The following is a 23,171-nucleotide window of genomic DNA, read 5'->3' as shown; positions in this document are numbered from 1 at the left end:
GCGCAACGCATGGACACACAAGCGCCCTGACGGGAAAGATGGCGTACGCATGCACACGGTTTCCGTCTGCCGCGCCACAGTCACTGTCCCGAGCCGCCCGGAGGCCACCCGTATGAGTGCTCGTCCCCTGCCTGTCAGCACGCCCGGCGAGCAGGGCGTCGACGCGTCCGGCATTCACGCGTTCCTCGATGCCGTCGAGGCCGCCCCGGACATCGAACCGCACAGCCTGATGATCCTGCGCCACGGTCACGTCGTGGCCACCGGCTGGTGGGCGCCGTACACACCCGAGCGCCGTCAACTGGTCTACTCGCTGAGCAAGAGCTTCACGTCCACGGCCGCGGGATTCGCCGCCGCGGAAGGACTGTTGCGCCTCGACGACCCCGTGATCTCCTACTTCCCCGAGTTCGATGCCGACATCACCGACCCGCGCAGCCGTGCCATGCTCGTACGGCATATCGCGTCGATGGCGAGCGGTCACCTCGCCGAGACCTACGACCAGGCGTTCCGGCTCGACCGGAAGGAGACCGTGCGCGGCTTCCTGCTGATACCGCCGGACCGCGACCCCGGCACCGTGTTCGCCTACAACCAGTCCGCCACGTACACGCTCGCCGCGATCGTCCAGCGTGTGACCGGCCAGTCGTTGACGGCGTATCTGCGGCCCCGGCTGTTCGATCCCCTGGGCATCGGGGAGACCGCCTGGCGGCAGGGCCCGCCCGGCCGCGACCTCGGCTTCAGCGGCCTGTACGCCGCGACCGACGCGATCGCCCGGCTCGGCCAGCTGTACCTGCGGGACGGTGTCTGGGAGGGGCGGCGGCTGCTCCCGTCATCGTGGATCACGGAGGCCACCCGCGCGCACATCTCCACCGCGGACGGCACGGTCGAAGGAGCGCTGTCGGACTGGCAGCAGGGGTACGGATTCCAGTTCTGGAGGTCCCGGCACGGGTACCGCGGCGACGGAGCGTACGGACAGTTCTGTCTCGTCCTGCCCGAGTACGACGTGGTGATCGCGACGACCGCGGCGACCGACCGGACGCAGGACCTGCTGAACCTGGCGTGGCGCCACCTGCTGCCCGCGTTCGGCACCGCACCGCTTCCGGGCGAGAAGGACGACACGCTGCGGAGCCGTCTCGCGCGACTCGCCCTGCCGCCGGTCGAGGCGCATCCCGACCCTCCCGCGCGCAGCGATGCCTGGGCGGGCGCCGAGTTCGTCCCGGCGGGCGGTGCCTGCACGGACCAGCGGACGTTGACGGGAGTCGCGGTCGCGGCGGCGAACAAGGGCTGGCGCGTGTCGCTGGCCGAGGGCGACGGGCGCATCGAGTTGATGCTGGGTACCGCCGACTGGACCGTCGACTCCGGCGCGATCCCCACAGCCGTGAGCGGGGGATGGACCGACCCGGAGACCCTTCGCGTCGACGTGCTGTTCCTGGAGACCCCGCACCGGATGACGGTGACCTGCTCGCTCCGGGACCGCACATTCACGGCGCGGTGGCACACCACCCCGCTGCACGGCGGCTCACTGCAGAAACTTCACGCACCGTCGCACCTGCCGTAGCCGGCCGACGGGAAACGCCAGACCGCGCCACCCCTTCCGCCACGTAGAAATATCTACCAACATTCATATGCCGCGGGGCTGATGGACAGTCGCAGTCCCCGCTGGCTGCGCCTTTCTCCGCGCGTGCCGAGCGGAGTGAAATATCCCCGGGGTGGGCCATGACGAACGCGATGTGGATGCAAAGTGTGGAGTGGCTCGCCGCAGCGGCCAAGGACCCGCGGGCGTGCAAACGGGAGTGGGACCAGGGCAGTGGCGGCGCGCTCCTGGAGGCCGGGCGCTTCTGGGACGTGCTGAGCGTTCCCGAACAACTGGGGCTGCTCGCCCTGGACATACTGTGGTCCAACCCGCTTCAGGTGCCGGGGCCCACGCTGGTGGACTCCGCGGCCCGTCGCGTCGGCTTCTTCCTGCCGCCCGACCCCGCCAGCCGCTGGGTGGGGTCCGGACTCCGCCACCTCGGCAAGGGCTCCTGGATCGCGGTACCGCCGCCGTACCGGTCCGCGGGACCTCTGGAGTGGATCATCCCGCCGGACGGGACCGGTGCCCTGCATCCGGCCCTCCCTCTGGAGCTGGCGCTGCGTCAGGCCAACGGTACGCTCGCCATTCTGGCGCCCGTCAGCGAGGAGTGACCCTCACCCAGCAGGGGAGACCGCGGGGCACGGGAACCGCGGGCACGGGTTCGGCTTCCTCCGCCTCCGTCTGCGGAGCCGGTGCGGCGAAGGTGGCCCAGAGCACCGCGCGCACATCGCGACGCTCAGGAATCACGCGGCCCTCGGCCCGCCACTCCGCAACAAGCTGAGCGTAGATCGGCGCATTGCTCAGGTAGTCGTTGGTCAGTTCGGCATACGGGCTGCCAACGCGTGCGCGGGTCGGAACGCGGCGCAGTGCTGTGTGAGTACTGTCCATGTCGGAGCAACGTTCGCGTGCCCGCCGGTGATACGCATCCTTGCCGCCGCCCACCGGGTCGGGTGAGCGCGCCCCCCGTTCGGAGCAATGGCGGAACCGACTCACCCGTGCACGATCCGGCCCACGAGGAGCCGGATCGCGCCGATCGTGAGCTCGGGGACGTGAACCTTTCCGGAGGGGTCGTCTCCGGTGGCGAGTCGGCGAGGGGGCTGGGGTGCCAGTTCCACGAGAGTCTGCTGCACCTGCGGCCAAACCCGCTCCAGGCGCGTCCGCAGTGATGCCGGGGTGCCCTGGGAGGCCGCGAAGCCGGCACCACGAGGGGCATACGTCATCGCCGGTCACCGCCCCGACCGGAGGCGCAATCAATGGCACCACCCTGACCGGGGGCGCAATCCATCGCCACCGGGCTCTGCGAGCGGCGGACCGATGCCGTTTCCGGGCGAAGTCCGCCTACTACGTGGCCCCGTAGAAGTGTGCCTGGCCCCCACGCCACTTCACCCACGCGGGATCGTCCAGGAGGTCTTCCGCGTCGGGCAGGCCCGCCCGGCCGAGGAACTCGATCAGATCCTCGTCCGAGAACGCCACGCCGAGGTTCTCGCCCCGCGCGGTCACCTCGCGGCCGCCGGTGCCGAAAGTGGGATGCACTACCAAAGGAGCCCGTCCGGACATGTATCCAGCATCGTCCTGAGCGCCGCGCTCCGCATCCGGACGGCCGCAAACCGCTCCGGACGAGTCCAGCGAGGAGGTCACGTGCCCGGGTATCCTCGCCCTTCGTCGGGGGCGTGGGCGGGCGCTATGCCGGGCCGCGGCAGCCGTGGGGGTAGTCATGCTTGCTCCGGGCGTACACATCCTGGCCTGGGCTCGGCGGCGGGGCTCTCTGCGGAAAACCAGCCGACCTGCGGCAGAGGGCTCTCCGCGGGAACCTGCCGACCCGCGGCCGGCGGGCCGTGCTCGGCATCCCACCTGCCTCGGCGGAATCGTGCTGATCGTGTCGCCCTTCCGCTCCGGCGCCGCGCCGACGCCGGCCGCCGGACTCCGGCCCACCGTGCTCGCCGTCACGGAGATCGCGTACGGCATCCGAGTGCGGGCGCGACGCGTCAACCGGCCGGACCCGGGATCGGGGGAGGTCTAGAGTGACTTCAAAGTGGTTGAACTTGGCACCAAGAGTGGCTACTCCCTACCTGAGGAGCTCCTGATGGATGCGGTGGACCTGGCAGCGATCGAGGCGGAGCATCAGCGGATCCGGGACGCGTATCTGACCGAGGAGAGGCCCGCGAGTTCCGCCCGCGGGGTGCATCATGTCGCGCTGCTCTCCTCGGACGTGGAGCGGACCGTGCGGTTCTACCAGGAGGTCCTGGGGTTCCCTCTCACCGAGATGATCGAGAACCGCGACTACAAGGGCTCCACCCACTTCTTCTTCGACCTCGGCAATGGCAACCTCCTGGCCTTCTTCGACTTCCCCGGCCTCGACCTCGGCCCGTACGCGGAGGTACTCGGCGGACTGCACCACCTGGCCATCTCGGTCGACCCCATCACCTGGCAGCGGCTGCGCAAGCGGCTGGACGCCGCCGGAGTCGAGTACGTGCAGGAGGGCGGCACGTCGATGTACTTCCGGGACCCCGACGGTGCCCGCGTCGAACTGCTCGCCGAACCGCTCGGCGAGATGTACGGCAGGTCGGTGCGCTGAGAGCTCCGCTCTTGGTGCACGGAGCGTGCCCAGCACCGCTCGGACGTGTAGTTGCCGTCAGCGCAGTGTCTCGGCCCAGTTCGCGGGGACCCGGCCGGCGGGGCCGGGTGTGGGCTGGTCGGCCGGGTGGCTGACCGGGGGAGCGAGGTCGGGCCCCGACTCGTACACCTCGGAGGTCTCGTAGTTCCAGAACCAGTTCTCGCCGGGCTCGAAGCTGCGGATGATCGGATGCCCCGTGCTCTGCGCGTGCGCGGTGGCGTGCTTCGCGGGAGAGTCGTCGCAACATCCGATGTGACCGCACTGGGCGCAGCGCCTCAGATGGAACCACCATCCGCCGACGGCGTCGCACTCGGTGCAGCCGGTGCCGCTGGGCGGAACGGCGGGATCGATTCCGGTGGGCGTGGTCATGACGGCTCCTCGGAGGTGTCCGTGGCGGTCAGGGGAAGTCGTACCTGGAAGCGGGTGTTGCCGGGCACGGACTCCACATGGATGCTTCCGTGGTGCTTGTTGGCGACGATCCGCCAGGAGATGTCCAGACCGAGCCCGGTGCCCTCACCCACCGGCTTGGTGGTGAAGAACGGGTCGAAGATGCGGTCGCGGATCTCCGCGGGCACCCCGGGTCCTGTGTCACGGAACTCGACGAGCAACTGGTCCCTGTCGAGGCCGGTGCGCACCGTCAGTGTGCCCTCGCCGTCCATCGCCGAGACGGCGTTGTCGATGAGATTGGTCCACACCTGGTTCAACTCGCCCGGATAGGCGGGGATCCGCGGCAGCGCACGGTCGTACTCCTTGACGACCTTGATGCCCGAGCCCATCTTCCCCGAGAGCATCATCAGTGTGCTGTCCAGCAGTTCGTGCACGTCGGCGACCTGGTAGGGCGCGCGGTCGAGCTGTGAGTACTGCTTGGCCGCGTCCACGAGGTGCGAGATACGGGATGTGGAGTCCTCGATCTCGTTCATGAGGAGCTCGGTCTCCACGGTGTAGTTCAGCCAGTGGACCGCGCCCTGGAGCGTCTCCTCGTCCACGGCCGCCGCGACCTGGTCCAGCCAGTCCGTGTCGAGCCCCGCCTGTACGAACGTCGGTGCCAGCTGCCAGCCGCCCGCGATGTCGTGGTCGTCGAGCCAGTCGGCGAGGGCGTCCTCCCGGTCGGAGGCTTCGAGCGGGCTGAGCGGCGTCGCCTTGGCGACTTGTTCGGCGGTGCGCTCCTGGATCTCGACGAGCGTTTCGAGCGTGTCGCGCTGGTACGGGCCGTGCGCGATCGCGCCGAGTTTCTGCCGCATCTTGGCGACCCGCTCACGCAGCGCGGACGTGGCCCGGACCGCCGCCGCGGCCGGGTTGTTGAGCTCATGGGTCAGCCCGGCCGACAGCGAGCCGAGCGCCAGCAGCCGCTCGCGCTGGCCGATCGCCCGCTGGGTGTTCTGGCTGCCGAAGAACAGCCCCTCCAGCAGGTGGACGGCCATGGGGAACCAGTCCCGCAGGATCGCGGAGAACGTCTCGGCGGGCAGGACGAAGAAGCGTGAGGGTTCGGTGACCCGTGCGGAGCCCTTGTAGCTGGCCTGGTCCGGTTGGGCCAGATAGGCCTGCATGGCCCCCGCGTACACCCCGCGCTGGGAGGTGCGGCTGATCTCCACGTCGTCGGCGCCGACTCGGCGTGACATCACGATCGTGCCTTCGAGGAGCACGAAGAAGCAGGTGGCAGGCTCGCCCTCCTGGTACACGTAGCCTGGCTCGAACAGTTCCACCCGGCCTTCCTGGCAGAGGCGGCCGAGCTGGTCGGCGTCGAGCTTCTCGAACAGGAACAGTGTGCTGAGCTCCGCAGGGCTGCACAGCTGCGGCTGACCGCTCATGACTGCTCCAGATAACGGTGGACGAGCATGACGGCCATGGCTCCCTCTCCGACCGCGGACGCGACCCGTTTCGCGGACTCGGCGCGCGCGTCCCCGGCCACGAATACGCCGGGCACGTTGGTCTCCAGGTGGTACGGCGGCCGGTCCAGCTCCCAGCCCACGGGCGGCTGCCCGTCGGGCGTCATGTCCGGGCCGGCCATGATGAATCCGCGCGCGTCCCTGAGCACGGTTCCCTCCAGCCAGTCGGTGAGCGGCGCCGCGCCGATGAACACGAACATCCACTGCGCGTCGACGAGTTCGGTGTGCCCGCTCACCACATCGCGCAGGGTGAGCTGCTCCAGATGGTCCGAGCCGTGCGCGGCCTCGACGACCGTGCCGGTGCGCACCGTGATGTTGGGCGCATCCTCGATCTGCCGGATCAGGTAGTGCGACATCGACGCGGACAGCGAGGAGCCGCGTACGAGGATGGTCACCGACTTCGCGCCCCGCGCCAGGTACATGGCGGCCTGCCCGGCCGAGTTCGCCCCGCCCACGATGTACACGTCGTGGCCCTGGCAGGCGGCCGCCTCGGTCAGTGCGGAACCGTAGAAGACCCCGCACCCGATCAGATCGTCCAGCCCCGGAGCCGCCAGCTGACGGTAGGACACGCCGGTCGCCAGGATCACCGAGTGCGCGGCGATCGCGGAGCCGTCGGAGAAGCGGATGGTGCGCGATGCCCCGGTGACCTCGAGCCCGGTCACCTCACGCGTGGTGAGGATCTCGGCGCCGAACTTCGAGGCCTGCCGTCGTGCACGGTCGGTGAGCTGCGCCCCGGACACGCCGTCGGGGAAGCCGAGGTAGTTCTCGATCCGCGAGCTCTGTCCCGCCTGCCCACCGGTCGCCGACCGCTCCACGAGCACGGTCCGCAGCCCTTCGGAGGCGCCGTACACAGCCGCGCCGAGCCCCGCCGGACCGCCGCCGATGACGACGAGGTCGTAGAACTCCTCCGTCGGCGTCGTGGCCAGCCCCACATGGGCCGCCAGATCCGGATCCTCGGGCTCCACCAGCGGCGTACCGTCCGGTGTGATCACGAGCGGCAGCCGCTCCCCGTCCTGCCCGGCGGCCGACAGCAGCCGCTGACCCTCCGGGGTGTCGGACGAGTACCAGCGGTAGGGCACCTGGTTCCGGGCCAGGAACTCCCGTACGCCCGACGTGCGCGCCGACCACCGGTGCCCTACCACCTTGCAGGTCGCCACGGGCCGGTAGTCGCTGGCCCGCCACGCGTCCAGCAGATCGTCCACGACCGGATAGAGCTTCTCCTCCGGCGGATCCCACGGCTTGAGCAGGTAGTGATCCAGATCGATCACATTGATGGCGTCGATCGCCGCGTTCGTGTCCGCGTAGGCGGTGAGCAGTACGCGCCGTGCGCCCGGATACACGTCGAGCGCCTGCTCCAGGAACTCGATGCCGTTCATCTGAGGCATCCGGTAGTCGGCGAGGATCACCGCCACCTGGTCCCCGCGCAGCTTGAGCTCCCGCAGCGCGTCCATCGCGGCGTCCCCGGACTCGGCACGCACGATCCGGTGCGCCTCGCCGTAGCGGCGCCTCAGGTCGCGGGCCACGGCGCGCGACACCCCGGGATCGTCATCGACGGTCAGAATGACGGTCCGCGCCGGATTGGCGGCCTGTGCCATGTGTCTCCCACCCCGAGCAGGTCAGTGTCGTCCCGGCCGCGCGGACGCCGTGGCGAGTCGTTCGACCGGTACAGGCATCAATCGTATGTACGATCGGCCACCTTTGCTCAGGAACCGGGCACTCACGCGGTCGGCGTGGGGGCGTCCGCCCGTGGCGGCAGGGCGTCGCGGACCTTGGGAAGGATGTTCGCGACGTAGTCCTCGACAGCCGTGTCCAGGCCGATGTCGTGCTGTGCGTGCTCGGACAGGAACCAACGGTGTTCGAGGAGCTCGTGGTACAGCTCGGCCGGGTCCATGGAGCCGCGCAGGTCGGGCGGCACGGCGCGGACGGTCGGCCGGAACACGTCCCGCACCCAGCGGTGGGCCAATACCTCGGGGCGGGCGGCGAGGGGGTCGCCGGGCGCGTAGTCGTCCTGGGTGGCCATCCAGCTCTCCAGGTCGTTCAGGAGCCGACGCGCCTGGTTCTCCTCGGTGTCGAGCCCCGTCAGCCGCAGCAACTGGCGCTGATGGTGGCCCGCGTCGACGACCTTGGGCACGAAGGTGACCGTGTCGCCGTTGGGGGAGTGCGCTATCTGCATCTCGGCGACGTCGAAACCGAGGTCGTTCAGGCGGCGTATGCGGCGGTCGATGTAGTGGTACTTGCCCGCCGGATACACCGAAGTACGGGTCAGCTCCTCCCAAAGCCCCCGGTAGCGCGCGCAGATCTCCATGCCGAACTCGATCGGGTCCACCGAGGGGTGCAGGGCTCCGGCCGCCTCCAGGTCCAGCAGCTCGCCGCTGATGTTGACCCGGGCGAGATCGAGGTCGTACTCGCGCTGTCCGTTGCTGAGTTGGGGGTGGAGATCCCCGGTCTCGGCGTCCACCAGGTACGCCGCGTACGCCCCGGCGTCACGCCGGAACAGCGTGTTGGACAGTGAGCAGTCGCCCCACGCGAACCCCGCCAGATGCAGCCGCACCAGCAGCACGGCCAGCGCGTCCATCAGCCGGTGCATGGTGGCCGGCCGCATCGTCGTCTCGAACATCGAGCGGTACGGCATCGAGCCGCCCAGGTGCCGGGTGATCAGCACGGGCTCCAGCGGCGCGCCCTTTGCGTCGGTGCGCCCCGTCACCACGGCGAGCGGATCGACCGCGGGGATGCCGAGCCGGTCCAGGCTGCGCAGCAGCTCGTACTCGCGCACGGCGGGCCGCTCGGCGAGCTCCTTGACGGCCACCACCTCGTCCCCGGCGCGCGCGTAGCGCACCACATGCCGAGAGATGCCGCGCGGCAGCGGCACCAGGTGGTGCTCGGGCCACTCCTCCAAGGGCAGCTGCCAGGGCAGTTCGAGCAGGAGCGCGGGGTGCTCCGGATTGGTGGCGCTGATCTGCAAAGCCATGGCTGGGCTGCCCTCACCTCGGGGTCGAAGCGCTGTCCGGACCTCGGGGTCGACCGACATCCGGCTCAAGCATCTACGAATGATCCCCGAGGTGGAAGACGCGGCGGGCGTTGCCCGACAGGAACAACTCGGTGCTCTCCTCGTCCAGGCGCAGGTCGGCGAGGTGTTCCAGCGCCCGAGTCGGCGTGACCATGGGGTAGTTGGTGCCGAAGAGAACCTTCCGCCGGCCCCTGCCGCGCAGGTACTCCACCAGCTCGGGCGGGTAGCGGCGCGCGGTGTAGGCGCTGGTGTCGATGAAGACGTTCGCGTGCTTGTCGGCCACGGCGATCATCTCGGTGGTCCACGGGTAGCCGATGTGCCCACAGACGATGGTCAGTTCGGGGAAGTCGAGCGCGACCTGGTCGATGTACGGGATGGGCCGGCCGGTCTCGGAGGGGCGCAGCGGTCCGGTGTGCCCGACCTGGGTGCAGAAGGGGACACCGAGTTCGACGCAAGCGGCGTACAGCGGGTAGTAGAGCCGGTCGGTGGGCGGCAGCTGCCACAGCCACGGCACGATCCTCAGCGCCACGAAGCCCAGCTCGTCGACGGCCCGCCGCAGCTCCCGCACGGCCGCGACCGGCTTGCTCAGATCGACGCCGGCGACGCCGCGCAGTCGCCCGTCGGACCGTTCGACGAACTCGGCGACCTCGTCGTTGCTGATGAGCGGCCCCTGCGGCGCGTACCAGGCCGCGGAAAGGCCGATCTCCACGTCGGCGGCAGCCAGCGCGGCCACCGTGGCCTTGACCGGCAGGGGTTCCGCCAGCAGTTCCATGCCCGTCCAGCGGCGCAGCGACTCGAACATCTCGTGGTTGGAGTGGCGGAGAGTGGGGTGCTGCATCCACGCGTCGACGACCGGCATGATCCCGTGCCTCCCTGAACCCATGGCTAAGCGTTTGCTTATCCGGATCCTAGTGCCCCGGGCAGGCAACGTTTGCCGGGCGTCGCGACGGGGCGAACGTTGCCTGCTGGGGGACTAGGGGTGTCCGTGTTGCCCGGCTAGCTGTCCACGGCATCGACCAGAGCCGTCAGCGCCGAGACGAGGCGCGAGAACCCCGGGCCCGCCGGACCGCCCGGTTCGGTCATGTACGTGTCCCTGCGGATCTCCACCATCAGGGCGGTCACCTGCGGCTCCCTCTCGTAGTACCGCAGCGGGACGTACGCCCCGGAGAACGGGCTGTCGATCCCCACAGCCCCCACGCCCGCGAACGCCTTCTCCGCGAGGGCGACCAGCTCGGGCGGCGTGTGAAAGGAGTCGGTCCCCACGCAGATCGGCGGCCGCGGCCCGTCGCCGTGCAGCTCGTAGGGCAGCCGAGCCGTCGGATAGGAGTGGACGTCGACGATCACGGCCCGCCCGGTCGCGGCCAGCCGGTCGGTGACCGCCGCCGTCATCGCCCGTGCGTACGGGTGGAAGTAACGGTCGATCAGCGGATGCGGGTCGGCCTCCGCGGGCCGGAGGCGTGCCCGGTGCGTGGTCCGTGTGTAGACCGCGCCCATCCCCACGGCCAGCATCTCCTCGCGTTCGTCGGGGAACCGCTCGGGGTCGACCACCAGCCGTGACAGCCGGTTGACGAACCGCCACGGCGTGACCCCGGCCTCCTCGGCCACGGCCGCGGCGAGCTCCGCGGTGTGCGCGTCCGTGATGTGGTCCAACTCGCACTCCAGCGCCGCGTCGTCGAGAAGGATGCCCTCGCGCACCGGCGCGGGCATCCGCCGCGAGGAGTGCGGGACATGCAGGATCACGGGCGAGTGGGCCGCGCCGGGCAGGAGTTCGAAGGAATCCAGGGCATCCAGGGTGTCGTCCATACGAGATTCCTATCCCAGCCCGGCTTGCGCGTGCGCAAGCCGAGGGGACCTGTCGTCACCCGCCACCGCCGTGGCGCGCGTAGTGCTCGATCAGCGCCGCGCGTGTCGTTTCGAGCCGATGGGCCAGGATGGCGCCGATTGTCCGGGTCATGGACAGCTCGAGCGTCGGATCCGCGTCGAAGAGAGTCCGCACCTGAGCGGCGTCGAACTCATAGGCGCGTACGGGGCTGAAGGCCTCGGCGCCGAAGTCCCAGGTGTGGGGCCGGAACAACCATGACCAGCCGAGCAGATCACCGGGTCCCAGGGTCGCGACGGAGATTCGTCTGTTCGCGATGACCTGCTGGTAGAGCGAGACGGTCCCGGAGCGAATCACCCAGAAACGGTCCGCGACCCCTCCTGCCTCGAAGATCCTTCCGTCCGCGGGGAACGAGACCTCGCGGGCCACGCTCATCAGGTGTTCGCGGTGGTCGGGGGAGAGGGCGGGCAGGAGCCGGAGAGCAGTGGGCATCGCGGACCTCCATCGCGCCGCGCGGGGACCGCGGGGTTCGGCGGCGCCTGTCGTACCGGTTGTATCCCGTCACCCTCTATTGGAGCCCGATCCGCGGTTTCCGTCGCGTCGTGGGCGAGCCGACTTCATCCGGCGGCGGGTGCACCGGCCACGTCGGCACCGCGTCCCCGCCCCTTCGGGCGCACTCCCGCCTGGACCACGGCGCCGGTCGACCACCAGGCTCTCGGCCCATGTGCGGGGCACTGCGCGAGGCGGGCCGCTGGTGTCGCACCGGCCGGGGCCACGACGTCCGCTACGGGTGCATGGCACGGGGGGACGCGCTGGTGGCCGGGGTCCGACCTAAGCGCCGATCTTGGAGGTCACGGTGAAGCGCGCTCCGTCGGGGTCACTGAGCACCGCCTCGGTCGAGCCGACCCCCTGTTGGTGAGCCGTCCCGCCGTTCGCCCGCGCGGCCCGGGCGCAGGCGTCCACGTCGGGGACCGCGAAGTGAATCTGCCAGTGCGGCCTGATGGTGGGGTCGGGCGCCGCCTCCAGCGCGCCCGAGTGGATCCGCGCCACGACGTCTCCCCGGCTGCGTAGCACGACCTCGTTCTCCTCGTAGTCGACTGCGCAGCATCCCGACTCCGAGGTCGCCCAGCCCAGGACCTCTCCGTAGAACAACGCGGCGTCGAAGGCGTCGCGCGTGTGCAGTCGGATGAAGGCCGGTGCGGCGCGCCGCCACGTTTCCCAGCCGGCCACGAGTTCGCCCTCCCAGATACCGAAGACCGCTCCGTCCCGGTCGGCCAGCAGCGCCACCCGCCCGGGCGGGAGCGAGATCGGCCCCACCGCGGTCGTACCGCCGCGTTCCTGGCTGCGGGACACTGTCTCGTCCGCGCTGGCCACGGCGAAGTACGGGGTCCACGCGACGGCCATCTTCGCGACGAAGTCCACCTCGGAGACGCCCGCGACGGGGACTCCGTTCACGCGCGCGATCCGATACTGGTCGCCCATCTTGCGGCCCGAGTGCCAGGTCCAGCCCAGCACGGCGTGGTAGAACGCCTCCGCGACCTTCAGGTCGCGTGTGGACAGACTGACCCAGCACGGTGCGCCGAACACCGAGTGACTGGTGACGACCTCACTGCGAAGCGTTCCGTCGCTCTTCATGCCGTACCGTCCTGACATCACTGGCCGACAACGTTCGCGGGCGGGTGCGAGGCCTTCGGCAGGCCTCCGGGACCAACCCAGCCGTCAGGGGCCTCCCGGACCGGGAGGCCTCCGACGGCATCAGTAGCACCTGCGGATCCGCTGTCCCATCAGCTACAGCATCCCTCGACTCGGGGCACCGCGCACCACACGCGGGCTATCGGCGCGGCCGCTCCAGGGTCAGGAGCAGCCCCTCGACGGCGCCGGGGCCTATGCGGCCCTTGACGTCGGCAGAGGTGATCGCCTTCAGGGCCCACCCGTCCTCGGCGTGCTTGTTCAGGACCTTCTCCAGCTTGTCGCTGTCCAGCGCGTCGCCGATCAGCGACTCCCGGAAGGTGACGACCTTGTACTCGTACATGAAGGGGCTGCTCATGGCTGTGACGCTCTCCTGCGGTTCGATTGGCGTGGCCGCGCCCACCCAATCACTCATCGGCGGCGCGGCACAGGGGAGGGGCCCGCCTGAGACAGGGCCTTGTTGAGGCTTCAGCGATTGTTGGGAAGCCGTGTCACTCCGCCCGCGCGGGCGGATGATGAGGGCCGATCGGAAGCCGGTCCGCCGAGTACCGGACGGGACCGGCCGGGCGGAGGGGGAACTATGGGAAAGACACAGACCACGGGCCACATAGGCGATGCCGGAGACACCTCCGGCACGGGCGGGGCGGGCGGCTTCGCCGAGTTGCGGGCGCGCGAGTTCGGCTACCTCGACGAGGGCGGGCACACCTACCTCGACCACACGGGTTCCGGGCTGCCCCCGCGCTCGCTCGTCACGGGGAGCGCCGAGCGGATCACCGGCGGATTATTCGGCAACCCGCACTCCGAGAGCCCGGCCTCCAGCGCCTCGGGACGCCTGCTCGCCGAGGCCCGCCGTGCGGTCCTGCGGCACTTCAACGCCGACCCCGCCGAGTACGCCGTGATCTTCACCCCCAACGCGACGGGCGCCCTGCGCCTGGTCGGCGAGGCCTATCCGTTCGCGCGCGGCAGCAGACTGGTGATGTCGCTGGACAACCACAACTCGGTGAACGGGCTGCGCGAGTACGCGCGGGCCCGGGGAGCCGCGACGGCGTACGTGCCGGTGGACGGGCCAGGCCTGCAGATCGACGAGCGGCGACTGCGGGCCGCACTGTCGGGGCGCGACAAGGGGCCCGGCCTGCTGCGGCGGCGCGACGGCCTACGCTCGCGCGGAGCGATAGAAGGGCGTGTGAATGGCCCACGCATGCGCGCACTGCTGCGTGCGCGTGTGGACGGCGCTCGCTCGCATGGACAAGGTCATGATGCCGACGCGCGCTCGCGCGGACTCCTGGCGTACCCGGCGCAGAGCAACTTCACCGGTGTCCAGCACCCGTTGGAGTGGATCGCCGAGGCCCAGGAGCACGGCTACGACGTACTGCTGGATGCCGCCGCCTTCGTACCGACCAACACCCTGGACCTGGACCGGTTTCACCCGGACTTCACCGTGGTCAGCTGGTACAAGGTCTTCGGCCACCCCACCGGCGTCGGCAGCCTGATCGCCCGTCGGGAGGCACTTGCGAAGCTGCGCCGTCCCTGGTTCTCGGGCGGCACGATCTACGCGGTCAGTGCCCAGGCCCAGTGGCACGTCCTCGCCGAGGACGAGGCGGCCTTCGAGGACGGCACGGTGAACTTCCTGTCCATACCGGACGTGACCGCCGGGCTGGAGTGGATCGACCGCATCGGCATGGACCGCGTGCACGCCCATGTCACCGGTCTGACCGGCCAACTGCTGGCGGGCCTGCGGACATTGCGGCACAGCGACGGCACCCCGATGGCCCGGGTGTACGGCCCCGAGGGCGGCGGCGGGGCGGCCCGCGGCGGCACGGTCGCGCTGAACCTGCTCGGAGCGGACGGCCGGATCGTCGACGAGCGGATCGTCACGCGCGACAGCGCCGCCCGCGGCATCTCCCTGCGCACCGGCTGCTTCTGCAACCCAGGCGCCGGGGAAGCGGCGTTCGCCCTGCCGCTGAGCCGACTGCGCTCGGCCGCGCGCAGGCAACTCGGCTCCCTGGAGGACTACTTGGAGCTGCTCCGGCTTCCGTCGGCGGGCGCCGTGCGCGTCTCGCTGGGCCTGTCGTCGCAAGCCAGGGACATCGAGACGTTCCTGACGTTCGTGGCGCAGACCTATCGGGACCGGGTGCCAGAGGTGGCGGGGCTGGCCGCGCGAGTGGGCTGCTGAGGCAGGATCCAAGAGGCGTCCAATGGCGGAGACTTCGCAGACCCTTCGGCGGGGACTTTCAAGGCCTGCGGCCACAGCGGTAGGGGCCTTTTCGGCGAGGACTGCCACGACGCTTCGGCAGGATGCTTCCCAGACGTGGCCCCGCGGCTCCCGGGCGAGCACTCACCGCCCGTCCCGGCTCCGCACCGCCGCCTCCCGGCACTTGCGCACCAGGACCACCCATGTGACCGCCATGAAGACCAGCGCGAAGGCCGCCAGGATCACCCAGCCACGACTCGCCGGATGACCGAACGAGTCCCCGTACGAGTCCAGCAGCGGCGGACCCAGCGGCGAGCCACCCCCGCGCCACAGCGCCTCCAGGCCGACCCCGCCGCCCAGCGCCTCGAACGCCCAGCGGTTGGTCATCGCCCAGCTGATGGCCTGTCCCGCGCCCGTCATCCGGGGCACCGGTACGAAGGCCCCCGAGAACAACACCTGCGGGAAGCAGAGCAGCGGCAGCATGAGCGTCGCCTGGCCGGGCTCGGACACGGCCGCCGACGCCAGCAGCCCCAGCGTCAGTGCGGCCGCAGAGGCCAGCACGCTCGACACGAACAGCGAGCCGTAGGCACCCCACCCCGCCGAGGGCAGCCGGTCCAGAGCCCGCAGAACGACCAGCAACAGCGCGTCCGCGACCGCGAGCACCGGGAGCATGGTGGTCAGTTTCGAGGCGACGTACGGCCCGATCCGCAGCCCCGCCAGCCATTCGCGACGCAACACGGGAAGCTCGGCACAGATCTGCAGCAGCCCGTACGTCAGCCCGAAGAAGAACGCGCCGAACGCGATCCAGAACATGATCATCGCGGTCGATCCGGGGTCCGGCGCCGCACGGTCGAACGCGTTGGCGCGGAACAGCACCGCGAACATCGCCACGATCATCACCGGCGAACCGGCCAGGACCGCGACCGAGAGCCGGTTGTGCAGCAGCAGCGCCGCACCCCGACGGGTCAGCAGCGCCCACTGGCGTACGGCCCCGACACGCGGCCTCGACCGGGGAGTTGGCGAGGGCTCCGCCGGGCATACCTCCTCAACGGCGGCCTGCGGGACGCGTACGTCCTCGGACACCGCCTGGTACACCTCCTCGACCGAGTCGGCCCCGAACGCCCCGCACAGGGCGTCCGGTTCACCCACGAACGCGACCTCACCGCCGGGGGCGAGGAACACGACCTGGTCGCAGCGGAGCAGATCCGCGAGGACATGGGTGGTGAGCACGACGGTCGTACCGTCCTCGGCCAGCGCGCGCAGGGTCCCCAGCAGGGCTGCCCCGGTGACCGGGTCGAGCCCGGAGGTCGGCTCGTCGAGGAACAGCACGCGCGGCCGGGTGAGCAACTCGACCGCTATGGAGGCCCGTTTGCGCTCACCGCCGCTCAGCGCGTGCACGGGAGTCGCGGCCCGACGGGACAGGCCGAGGATGTCCAGGACCCGGTCCACACGCACGGTGACGGTCTCGGCCGCAGTGCCCGGAGGCATGCGCAGGCCCGCCGCGTACACCAGCGTCCGGCGCAGCGGAAGCTCACGGTGGATGATGTCCTCCTGCGGCACGAACCCGAACTCCGGCCCGGGCAGCCCAGGTTGAACTCCGTCGTGCAGCACCTCACCCTCGGAAGGCGCGCGCAGCCCCGCAAGCGTCTGCAACAGAATCGTCTTGCCCGCCCCGCTGCTCCCCGCGATCACAGTGAGCCGCCCCGGGGCGACGTCGAACGACACGTCGCGCAGCACCCGCCCCGCCCCACGCACCTGCTGGCTCACCCGACGCGCCCGTACGCACAGGCCGTCGACCGGGGCGAGGGAGCCGTGTGCGGCAGCGGACGGGCTCGGGCGCATCGGAGTCGGCATGAGGGCAGCATGCCAGGGGGATCGTCCGCATGACCCATTGCGTGTGGGGAACGCAATGAACGGCGTCCGGGAGGCTTCCGTGTCCACGACGGGCATCGCATCGCGGCGCCGTAGCGTTGTGCACGTAAGGCGGGATCTCGTGACGGCGGACCCACGGTGGCGCGATGTGTTGGAGTGCGACGGCCGATCTGGCAGCCGGTGCCGGTATCGCCGCTGTCGGGGTGGCCTGTGTGGCGCAGGTACGCAGGGCGGGGGATCTCCCGCTGGCCGCACTGCCGTTGCTGCTCGGAGCCCACCAGATCGTCGAGTCCGTGGTCTGGGATTCGGGCGGAGGCAGTGGCCCCGCGACGGTCGCCTGGACCGTGATCGCCCTTCCGCTGCTGGCGGTGTGGGTACCGGTGGGCGTGGTGTGTGCGGCGCCACGGCACGCCCGGCGCCGATTGGCGCTGCCTCTCGTGGCCGGCCTCGCGACCGCGACGGCACTCGTGTACGCCCTCGTCGCACGTCCCGTCAGGGCCGAGATCCGCGGCCACACCATGGGCTACGTCGTCGACCTGTCCCACGCGGAATGGCTCATCGCGGGCTACCTCCTGGCCACTGTCGGCGCGCTGTTGCTCTCCGGCGATCGCGGACTGCTGCTGCTCGGTGCCCTGGTCGCCGTGGGGGCGCTGATCTGCTGGGCGCTGTGGGAGCTGGAGTTCGTCTCGACCTGGTGCGCGTTCGCGGCGGTGTGCTCCGTGGCCCTTTGGTGGTGGGTGCGCGGGCGCCCGCGGGCAGGTGCGGGCACACCGCGGTGAGGCGCGCGCACGGGCCGGCGGCGGTGAGGCGCGCGTGCACGTCTCGGCGCGCAGCGGTACTGCCCGCGACCACGGGTCGACGCGCAGCGGTACTGCCCGCGAGCGTCGCAGGCAGATGTGAGGAAGGTGTCAGCGTGTGGCAAGCACCTCTCACCCGCAGTGCTGTCGGCCCCGGGCGCTTAGCATCGGCCGCGTGTGCGCATATGTGCTGGTCGCGGAGGACGACGAGAAGCAGGCGGAGCTGATACGCCGCTCACTGCTGAAGGAGGGACACACCGCCACCGTGGTCCATGACGGCGGGGCCGCACTCGCCGAGGCCCGCCGCCACCGGCCGGACCTGGTCGTCCTGGACCTGATGCTCCCGGTCGTCGACGGCTTCGGCGTGTGCCGGATGCTGCGGCAGAGCGACGACATCCCCGTCCTCATGCTCACCGCCCGCTCCACCGAGGACGACATTCTGCTCGGCCTGGAGCTCGGCGCGGACGACTACATGACCAAGCCGTACAGCCCGCGTGAGCTGATGGCCCGCATCCGTACCGTGCTGCGGCGAAGCGGACGTCCTGTCTCCGAACAGCGCGACGATCCGGTCGTACGAGCCGCCGGCATCGCGGTGGACCCGGCCCGACACGAGGTGACATGCGACGGCTCGCCCGTGGACTGCACGCCCGCGGAGTACGAGATCCTGCTGGCCATGGTCACCGAGCCCGAACGGGTGTTCTCCCGTCGGCAGTTGCTGCACCGGACCCGGGGGACCGACCGGGCGTCGACCGAGCGGGCCATCGACGTGCACATCATGAACCTGCGCAAGAAGATCGAGGCGGACCCGCGCAGACCGGTTCGCCTTGTGACGGTCTTCGGCGTGGGATACAAGCTCAAGGGTGACCGGCCGTGAGCCGCCGCATCCCCCTGCGCAAGCGCCTCCTGGTACGGCTGCTGATCACCTCCGTGCTCATCGCGCTGTGTTCCGTGGCGGCGACCGCCTGGCTCGCCGTGCAGACCACGACTCGGGCCATCCGGGAGGAGCAGGGCCAAGTGCTCGCCGACGACATGGACATCCTCCGGCAGCTCAGCGGATACGCGGCCACCCATCGCGACTGGTCCGGCGTCAACAGGACCGTACGCACACTCTCGGCCGAGACCGGTCGGCGCATCGCGCTGACGACCTCCGACCGCACGACGATCGCGGACTCCGCGGCCCGGAAGTCCGCGCTGCCACCGCGGGCCGCCGCCACGGTCGACCCGCTGCACACCGACACCTTCACGGAGCCCGGAGCACAGCTCAGCGGAATCGACCCGCGTGCGGTGGGCCCCTACCGGCTGACGGCCACCGAGCGCCTGAGGGTGGCCAAGCTGGCCGTGGTGCGCCAGAAGTGCTTCGCGCGCCACGGAATCGACATGGGCATCACGCGGACGCCCAGCGGCCGTTCCGTCCTCACGAACGCGGACGGGAGCACCGAGTCGGGCGACGCGCCGGAGGAGTGCGCCGACGGGCGGCTCTATGCCGCCACCCCGACGGAGGAGAAGGCCCTGGCGGCCTTGACCGAGCGCGTCGACGCGTGCCTGATCCGCCATGACATCCACCTCCCCTCGCCCACCGGCATCTCGGTCGACACCACGGCCGTGATCATGAAGCCCCGGCTGCTGCGGGGAAAGACGCCGAGCGCTGAGCGGGGTGCCACGACAGCGACGACGAACGCATGCGTCGACAGCGCACGCCGGGAACAGCTCACCCCGTATATCGCCCCTGCCGCCGAGCTGTTCCTCGGCACGGGGGACAGCGCCGTCCCGCGCTTCGACATGTCGACGGCCAACAAGGCCAAGGTCGTGGGCGTCGCCGGTCTCGTCCTCGCCCTCACCGTGGCCGTGACCGCGCTGGTCGCCACCCGGCTCGTACGCCCGCTGCGCGCGCTGACGCAGGCTGCCCAGCAGCCGCTGGAGCAGCACGTCCGGGTTCCCGTCACCACGCAGGACGAGACCGGCATCCTGGCCGTGGCGTTCAACGAGCTGACGGAGCGCCGCGAACGGATGGAGGCGCAGCGCAAGGCGATGGTCAGCGACATCGCACACATGAACTGCGCACCCCGCTCACCAACATCCGCGGCTGGCTGGAAGTGACCCGCGACGGCATCGTCGACCCCGACCCGGAACTGCTCGCCTCCCTGCACGAGGAGGCGGTGGTCCTCCAGCGTGTCATCGACGACCTCCAGGACCTCGCGGCCGCCGACGCGGGCGCCCTCAGGCTGCACCGCGAGGAGGTCCGCGCCGACGAACTGCTCGAACAGGTCGCCGCGGCACACCGTGTGGGGGCTGAGGCGGCCGGCATCCGCCTGCTCACCTCGGCGTACGGCACGCCGTGGCTCGACGCGGACCCGGTGCGGATGCGGCAGGCGCTCGGCAATCTGGTGTCCAACGCGATACGCCACACCCCGGCCGACGGCACGATCACCCTCTCCGTCCGTGGCCGGGACGGTCAGGTGGTCTTCGAAGTGGCCGACACCGGTACCGGTATCGCCCCGGAGGACCTGCCCAGCGTCTTCGACCGGTTCTGGCGGGCCGAGAAGTCCCGCAGCCGACGTACCGGCGGCAGTGGCCTGGGCCTTCCCATCGTCCGCCAACTGGTCGCCGCCCACGGCGGGACCGTCACGGTGACCAGCGAACCCGATGCCGGCTCGGTCTTCACCCTGCGGCTACCCTGCACCACGGCTCACGTCTCTCCTGCCGCCGAGGCCGACTGACCCGGGACCGGCGTATTCCCGCCGACCGTGGTGGCGCCGGTACCAGGACCAGCGGTCCTGCTCACGGCAGGGATCTGGTTGCCCCGGCTCGTTCCGCGCAAGGTGTACGCATGAACACCACCATCAAGCAGCCGGAAGCCAGGAGCCGCGTCACACCTCTGAGGTCCCTCCTGGGAGGCACGTACGTCCCGCGCCGTGGCGGCACACGACCGGTTCACCGGAATACGTTGTCCGAGTCCTCCCAGATGGAGGGCTCACTGCTCGAGTACTCCCGCGGGACCCGCGACGACGTCTGATACATCGCCTCGATCTCGGCGGCGAACCGCCGGACGATGGCGTCCCGGCGCAACTTCATCGAGGGCGTCAGCAGTCCATTGGCCAGATCGAAGGGCTCCGGGAGCACCCGGAACACCCGGATGGATTCCGAGCGGGACACAGTGCTGTTGGCCGCGCCGACCGCGCGTCTGACCTCCTCCCGCAATTCGTTCTCCTCGCGCGCGTCCCGGACCGGGGTTTCACCCTTGGTCCGGGACGCGCGCCAGTGCGCGACGAATTCGGGATCCAGCGTGATGAGGGCCCCTACACACGGGCGATCGTCACCCACCACCACTGCTTGGTGGATGAGGGGGTGGACACGCAGACGTTCCTCAAGAGCCGCGGGAGCCACACTCTTTCCGCCGCTCGTGATGATGATGTCCTTCTTGCGGCCGGTGATGGTCAGATATCCCTCGGAGTCCAGGCGCCCGATGTCGCCCGTGGCCAGCCAGCCGTCCAGGAACGACGCCTGAGTGGCGGGTGCGTCGTTGATGTATCCCTGGAACACCGAAGGCCCCGACACGAAAATCTCCCCGTCGTCGGCCACATGGATGTCCGTACCCGGCAACGCGCGTCCGACCGTTCCGAACTTCTCGCGTCCCACAGGCTGCGCGGTGACGCCTCCGCTGGTCTCCGTGAGCCCGTATCCGTCGTGCACGAGGATTCCGATTCCGGCGTAGAAGAGGGCGAGTTCACGATTCAGCGGTGAGCCGCCCGACACGGCGCCGCACACCCGTCCGCCCAGTGCGGCTCGCAGCTTCTTGTACACCGTCTTCTCGTAGAGGGAATGCTGCAGCCGCAGATCGAAGCCGGGACCCGGGCCCCTGCCCAGCCGGTGACGTTCTTCGGCCAGGGCGAAATCCTGCGCGGTGCGGGCGGCGCGCTCGAACAGCGTGCCACGGCCCGTCTGCTGGGCCGCCCGCAGGAAGTTCTTGTAGATCTTCTCGAAGACGAACGGAACGGCGTACAGGTAGGTCGGCCGGAAGGACAACAGGGCCGCCGAGAGCGCGTCGTCGCGCAGGTCGGGTTCGTGCCCCATCAGGATGCCGCCCCGCAGACAGAGCCCTTGGATCATCAGGCCGTACACATGGGAGAAAGGGAGAAACGCGAGGATGGCCGGCTGTTCTCCCGGCGGAGCCGCCATGTGTCGCCAGCCTGCGATCAGCGTGTCGCAGGGGCTCGCCAGGCTGCGATGCGTCAGGGCGCAGCCCCTGGGCGATCCCGTCGTGCCGGACGTGTAGGCGATGACCGCGGTCGAGTCGGGCAGCACGATCCGGCGGAGCGAGTCCACCGTCGTCGCCGGAATCGCCCGGCCCCGCTCGACGAGGTGCGCCAGCGCCCCGGTGTCCAACTGCCAGACGTGGCGCAGGAACGGAAGCGCGGCACACGCGGAGCCGACCGTCATGACACCCTGTTCGTCCTCGACCACCACGGCGACACAGTGCGCGTCCTTCAGAATCCACGCGACCTGCTCGTGCGAGGAGGTCGGATAGATCGGAACGATCTCGGCGCCCACCGACCACAGCGCATAGCAGAGCACCGTCCACTCGTAGCGGGTACGCGCCATGATGGCCACCCTGTCACCGGGGCGGATGCCGGACGTGACCAGCCCGCGCGCCAGATCGACCACCTCGCCCCACAGCTCGGCGGCGGTCACCGGCGTCCAAGCCATCGTGGAGGCGGCGGGGCGGCGCGCGATCTGCGGAAGGTCAGGTGTGTGGCGAGCCGCGTCGAAGAGACTGTCGGCGAGTCCCCCCTGCATCAGTGCGGTGGCCGGTGGAGAAAGTTCGGACTGGTGCATTCGCCGCTCCGGAATTCTCCTCAACGTGGCTTCACCCAGAGCCGCCGGTGTCGAGGATTCCCGAATGTAGCCCACACGGGCGACAGCCGTACACGATTCCCGGGCAGCTCGCCCACCGCTCGGATTCCGTTTCAGGAACCGTTGCTTCGGATCCTGCAGCCAAGGGCCGTTCCGATGCCTCAGCCGAGGCCCGCGACCGTCGCCCGGGCATCACTCGGACAGCCGGCGAATCGCTGAGAGCAGGCGCCGCATGCCCACCAGATGCCCGCCCGTCCCGATCACGAGACGTCGATAGAGGCCGCCGGCCAGGCCGGGAAAGGCGGCCCGGGTCTCCGCCCGCAACCGAGATCGGCCCGGACCGACCTGTTCGAGGCGGAAGATCAGGGCGTAGGACGAGAAACGATGGCTCCCCTTGAGGACCAGCTCTCGCCCCGGGACCGCGGCCACCACCCGAAAACCGGGAATCGTCGAGCCCTCGGCGAGCGGCCTCGGCCCGGACGCCGCGCAGGGGGCGGAACCCACCAGCCTCGCGTAGCCGGCGGCGCCAGGGCGTGAGAAGGATCGATCGAGCGTTTCGCCCAGAGTGCGCCAGACATCGTCGGCCCCCGCCGCGATGACCGTCGCGTGCTCATCGACGTACGGCAACGAAGCAATCTGCATCAAAGCCTCCGGGAGATCTGACCGCGCTCGGCGAACGACCGTTGGCTGTCGCCGAGTTCGCATCGAACCTGGCGACCGCGTGCGATACGCCGCTCCCCGCCACGAGTACGTGCGATACGCCGCTCCCACCCGATGATGCCACCGCCACCCCGTACGGCAGGCGACCAGGGTCGGACACCGCGGCTCGATCGATGCCCCTCAACGAGACCCCCGGGCCGACGTCTTGGAACGGGAGC

General features: G+C 70.3%; 22 protein-coding genes and 1 pseudogene. 8 read left to right on the top strand and 15 right to left on the bottom strand.

The annotated features are described in order from the left end of the window. The first annotated feature begins 112 nt into the window (after positions 1-112). Both ACIBK0_RS21715 and ACIBK0_RS21710 read left to right on the top strand, forming a co-directional pair. Entirely contained in the window at positions 113-1,552 is a 1,440-nt protein-coding gene (locus ACIBK0_RS21715; protein ID WP_399082177.1) for a serine hydrolase domain-containing protein, read from the top strand. Between the two features lie 158 nt (positions 1,553-1,710). After that, on the top strand, positions 1,711-2,178 hold the full coding sequence (locus tag ACIBK0_RS21710) for a hypothetical protein (protein WP_399082174.1): 468 nt from the start codon (positions 1,711-1,713) through the stop codon (positions 2,176-2,178). Here ACIBK0_RS21710 and ACIBK0_RS21705 read toward each other — a convergent pair. From ACIBK0_RS21705 to ACIBK0_RS21695, 3 genes are all read right to left on the bottom strand, one after another. Next, the gene (locus tag ACIBK0_RS21705) at positions 2,165-2,455 is read right to left on the bottom strand and encodes a hypothetical protein (protein ID WP_399082171.1); all 291 of its coding nucleotides are present in this window, start codon (positions 2,453-2,455) and stop codon (positions 2,165-2,167) included. The two genes, ACIBK0_RS21710 and ACIBK0_RS21705, sit on opposite strands and share 14 nt — an antisense overlap. 101 nt (positions 2,456-2,556) lie before the next feature. After that, a complete protein-coding gene (locus ACIBK0_RS21700) occupies positions 2,557-2,787 on the bottom strand; it encodes a hypothetical protein (protein ID WP_399082168.1) in 231 nt (76 codons plus the stop codon). Between the two features lie 121 nt (positions 2,788-2,908). Next, complete coding sequence (locus tag ACIBK0_RS21695) at positions 2,909-3,124, bottom strand: hypothetical protein (protein WP_399082165.1); 216 nt, start codon at positions 3,122-3,124, stop codon at positions 2,909-2,911. Positions 3,125-3,443: 319 nt separating this feature from the next. On the opposite strand from ACIBK0_RS21695, the gene ACIBK0_RS21690 reads away from it, so the two are divergent. Both ACIBK0_RS21690 and ACIBK0_RS21685 read left to right on the top strand, forming a co-directional pair. Then, positions 3,444-3,587 (top strand): hypothetical protein, encoded by a 144-nt coding sequence (locus ACIBK0_RS21690; RefSeq protein WP_399082162.1) that lies wholly within the window; start codon positions 3,444-3,446, stop codon positions 3,585-3,587. Between the two features lie 63 nt (positions 3,588-3,650). After that, positions 3,651-4,142, top strand: coding sequence for a VOC family protein (locus tag ACIBK0_RS21685; RefSeq protein WP_399082158.1), 492 nt, complete (start codon positions 3,651-3,653; stop codon positions 4,140-4,142). Positions 4,143-4,199: 57 nt separating this feature from the next. On the opposite strand, the gene ACIBK0_RS21680 is transcribed toward ACIBK0_RS21685, so the two are convergent. The 9 genes from ACIBK0_RS21680 to ACIBK0_RS21640 all read right to left on the bottom strand — a co-directional run bounded on the left by ACIBK0_RS21680 (position 4,200) and on the right by ACIBK0_RS21640 (position 12,940). After that, positions 4,200-4,550, bottom strand: coding sequence for a UBP-type zinc finger domain-containing protein (locus tag ACIBK0_RS21680; RefSeq protein ID WP_399082155.1), 351 nt, complete (start codon positions 4,548-4,550; stop codon positions 4,200-4,202). Beyond that, positions 4,547-5,989: an ATP-binding protein gene (locus ACIBK0_RS21675; protein WP_399082152.1), complete on the bottom strand. Its 1,443-nt coding sequence runs from the start codon at positions 5,987-5,989 to the stop codon at positions 4,547-4,549. Before ACIBK0_RS21675 ends, ACIBK0_RS21680 begins: the two co-directional genes overlap by 4 nt. Beyond that, positions 5,986-7,662, bottom strand: coding sequence for an FAD-dependent oxidoreductase (locus tag ACIBK0_RS21670; protein WP_399082149.1), 1,677 nt, complete (start codon positions 7,660-7,662; stop codon positions 5,986-5,988). Before ACIBK0_RS21670 ends, ACIBK0_RS21675 begins: the two co-directional genes overlap by 4 nt. Positions 7,663-7,784: 122 nt before the next feature. Further along, on the bottom strand, positions 7,785-9,035 hold the full coding sequence (locus ACIBK0_RS21665) for a DUF4032 domain-containing protein (RefSeq protein WP_399082146.1): 1,251 nt from the start codon (positions 9,033-9,035) through the stop codon (positions 7,785-7,787). Between the two features lie 73 nt (positions 9,036-9,108). Continuing rightward, positions 9,109-9,933 carry an amidohydrolase family protein gene (locus tag ACIBK0_RS21660; RefSeq protein ID WP_399082143.1) on the bottom strand — a complete coding sequence of 275 codons (825 nt, stop codon included), beginning with the start codon at positions 9,931-9,933 and terminating at the stop codon, positions 9,109-9,111. Positions 9,934-10,070: 137 nt separating this feature from the next. Further along, positions 10,071-10,877 carry an N-formylglutamate amidohydrolase gene (locus ACIBK0_RS21655; protein WP_399082140.1) on the bottom strand — a complete coding sequence of 269 codons (807 nt, stop codon included), beginning with the start codon at positions 10,875-10,877 and terminating at the stop codon, positions 10,071-10,073. A 55-nt stretch (positions 10,878-10,932) separates the two neighbouring features. Next, the gene (locus ACIBK0_RS21650) at positions 10,933-11,385 is read right to left on the bottom strand and encodes a cyclic nucleotide-binding domain-containing protein (RefSeq protein WP_399082137.1); all 453 of its coding nucleotides are present in this window, start codon (positions 11,383-11,385) and stop codon (positions 10,933-10,935) included. A 339-nt stretch (positions 11,386-11,724) separates the two neighbouring features. After that, positions 11,725-12,528 carry a VOC family protein gene (locus ACIBK0_RS21645; RefSeq protein ID WP_399082134.1) on the bottom strand — a complete coding sequence of 268 codons (804 nt, stop codon included), beginning with the start codon at positions 12,526-12,528 and terminating at the stop codon, positions 11,725-11,727. Positions 12,529-12,724: 196 nt separating this feature from the next. Further along, positions 12,725-12,940 (bottom strand): DUF4177 domain-containing protein, encoded by a 216-nt coding sequence (locus ACIBK0_RS21640; RefSeq protein ID WP_399082131.1) that lies wholly within the window; start codon positions 12,938-12,940, stop codon positions 12,725-12,727. 222 nt (positions 12,941-13,162) lie between these two features. Between ACIBK0_RS21640 and ACIBK0_RS21635 the strand changes: the two genes are divergently transcribed. Continuing rightward, entirely contained in the window at positions 13,163-14,755 is a 1,593-nt protein-coding gene (locus ACIBK0_RS21635) for an aminotransferase class V-fold PLP-dependent enzyme (RefSeq protein WP_399082128.1), read from the top strand. Positions 14,756-14,917: 162 nt separating this feature from the next. Here ACIBK0_RS21635 and ACIBK0_RS21630 read toward each other — a convergent pair whose 3' ends face one another. Next, positions 14,918-16,627 carry an ATP-binding cassette domain-containing protein gene (locus ACIBK0_RS21630; RefSeq protein WP_399082125.1) on the bottom strand — a complete coding sequence of 570 codons (1,710 nt, stop codon included), beginning with the start codon at positions 16,625-16,627 and terminating at the stop codon, positions 14,918-14,920. Between the two features lie 164 nt (positions 16,628-16,791). Here ACIBK0_RS21630 and ACIBK0_RS21625 point away from each other — a divergent pair, with 164 nt between their 5' ends. The 3 genes and pseudogenes from ACIBK0_RS21625 to ACIBK0_RS21615 all read left to right on the top strand — a co-directional run bounded on the left by ACIBK0_RS21625 (position 16,792) and on the right by ACIBK0_RS21615 (position 20,159). After that, the gene (locus tag ACIBK0_RS21625; protein ID WP_399082122.1) at positions 16,792-17,424 is read left to right on the top strand and encodes a DUF6629 family protein; all 633 of its coding nucleotides are present in this window, start codon (positions 16,792-16,794) and stop codon (positions 17,422-17,424) included. 193 nt (positions 17,425-17,617) lie between these two features. Beyond that, the gene (locus ACIBK0_RS21620) at positions 17,618-18,316 is read left to right on the top strand and encodes a response regulator transcription factor (RefSeq protein WP_399082119.1); all 699 of its coding nucleotides are present in this window, start codon (positions 17,618-17,620) and stop codon (positions 18,314-18,316) included. Beyond that, positions 18,313-20,159 (top strand): annotated as a pseudogene (locus ACIBK0_RS21615) (sensor histidine kinase). Before ACIBK0_RS21620 ends, ACIBK0_RS21615 begins: the two are co-directional and overlap by 4 nt. 214 nt (positions 20,160-20,373) lie before the next feature. On the opposite strand, the gene ACIBK0_RS21610 reads toward ACIBK0_RS21615, so the two are convergent. Continuing rightward, positions 20,374-22,275 carry an AMP-dependent synthetase/ligase gene (locus ACIBK0_RS21610; RefSeq protein WP_399082116.1) on the bottom strand — a complete coding sequence of 634 codons (1,902 nt, stop codon included), beginning with the start codon at positions 22,273-22,275 and terminating at the stop codon, positions 20,374-20,376. 210 nt (positions 22,276-22,485) lie between these two features. Next, positions 22,486-22,935: a hypothetical protein gene (locus ACIBK0_RS21605; protein WP_399082113.1), complete on the bottom strand. Its 450-nt coding sequence runs from the start codon at positions 22,933-22,935 to the stop codon at positions 22,486-22,488. Positions 22,936-23,171: the final 236 nt, after the last annotated feature.

It is taken from the genome of Streptomyces sp. NPDC050564 (assembly GCF_044457265.1).
Lineage (GTDB): Bacteria > Actinomycetota > Actinomycetes > Streptomycetales > Streptomycetaceae > Streptomyces.
Note: the sequence above shows the minus strand (reverse complement) of the source record. Positions and strands in the feature narration are given on the sequence as shown.

Excerpts from the sequence above, each read along its gene's own strand:
- ACIBK0_RS21715 (WP_399082177.1), top strand. The coding sequence starts at position 113 with ATGAGTGCTCGTCCCCTGCCTGTCAGCACGCCCGGCGAGCAGGGCGTC.
- ACIBK0_RS21710 (WP_399082174.1), top strand. The coding sequence starts at position 1,711 with ATGACGAACGCGATGTGGATGCAAAGTGTGGAGTGGCTCGCCGCAGCG.
- ACIBK0_RS21705 (WP_399082171.1), bottom strand. The coding sequence starts at position 2,455 with ATGGACAGTACTCACACAGCACTGCGCCGCGTTCCGACCCGCGCACGC.
- ACIBK0_RS21700 (WP_399082168.1), bottom strand. The coding sequence starts at position 2,787 with ATGACGTATGCCCCTCGTGGTGCCGGCTTCGCGGCCTCCCAGGGCACC.
- ACIBK0_RS21695 (WP_399082165.1), bottom strand. The coding sequence starts at position 3,124 with ATGTCCGGACGGGCTCCTTTGGTAGTGCATCCCACTTTCGGCACCGGC.
- ACIBK0_RS21685 (WP_399082158.1), top strand. The coding sequence starts at position 3,651 with ATGGATGCGGTGGACCTGGCAGCGATCGAGGCGGAGCATCAGCGGATC.
- ACIBK0_RS21680 (WP_399082155.1), bottom strand. The coding sequence starts at position 4,550 with ATGACCACGCCCACCGGAATCGATCCCGCCGTTCCGCCCAGCGGCACC.
- ACIBK0_RS21675 (WP_399082152.1), bottom strand. The coding sequence starts at position 5,989 with ATGAGCGGTCAGCCGCAGCTGTGCAGCCCTGCGGAGCTCAGCACACTG.
- ACIBK0_RS21670 (WP_399082149.1), bottom strand. The coding sequence starts at position 7,662 with ATGGCACAGGCCGCCAATCCGGCGCGGACCGTCATTCTGACCGTCGAT.
- ACIBK0_RS21665 (WP_399082146.1), bottom strand. The coding sequence starts at position 9,035 with ATGGCTTTGCAGATCAGCGCCACCAATCCGGAGCACCCCGCGCTCCTG.
- ACIBK0_RS21660 (WP_399082143.1), bottom strand. The coding sequence starts at position 9,933 with ATGCCGGTCGTCGACGCGTGGATGCAGCACCCCACTCTCCGCCACTCC.
- ACIBK0_RS21655 (WP_399082140.1), bottom strand. The coding sequence starts at position 10,877 with ATGGACGACACCCTGGATGCCCTGGATTCCTTCGAACTCCTGCCCGGC.
- ACIBK0_RS21650 (WP_399082137.1), bottom strand. The coding sequence starts at position 11,385 with ATGCCCACTGCTCTCCGGCTCCTGCCCGCCCTCTCCCCCGACCACCGC.
- ACIBK0_RS21645 (WP_399082134.1), bottom strand. The coding sequence starts at position 12,528 with ATGAAGAGCGACGGAACGCTTCGCAGTGAGGTCGTCACCAGTCACTCG.
- ACIBK0_RS21640 (WP_399082131.1), bottom strand. The coding sequence starts at position 12,940 with ATGAGCAGCCCCTTCATGTACGAGTACAAGGTCGTCACCTTCCGGGAG.
- ACIBK0_RS21635 (WP_399082128.1), top strand. The coding sequence starts at position 13,163 with ATGGGAAAGACACAGACCACGGGCCACATAGGCGATGCCGGAGACACC.
- ACIBK0_RS21630 (WP_399082125.1), bottom strand. The coding sequence starts at position 16,627 with ATGCCGACTCCGATGCGCCCGAGCCCGTCCGCTGCCGCACACGGCTCC.
- ACIBK0_RS21625 (WP_399082122.1), top strand. The coding sequence starts at position 16,792 with ATGTGTTGGAGTGCGACGGCCGATCTGGCAGCCGGTGCCGGTATCGCC.
- ACIBK0_RS21610 (WP_399082116.1), bottom strand. The coding sequence starts at position 22,275 with ATGCACCAGTCCGAACTTTCTCCACCGGCCACCGCACTGATGCAGGGG.
- ACIBK0_RS21605 (WP_399082113.1), bottom strand. The coding sequence starts at position 22,935 with ATGCAGATTGCTTCGTTGCCGTACGTCGATGAGCACGCGACGGTCATC.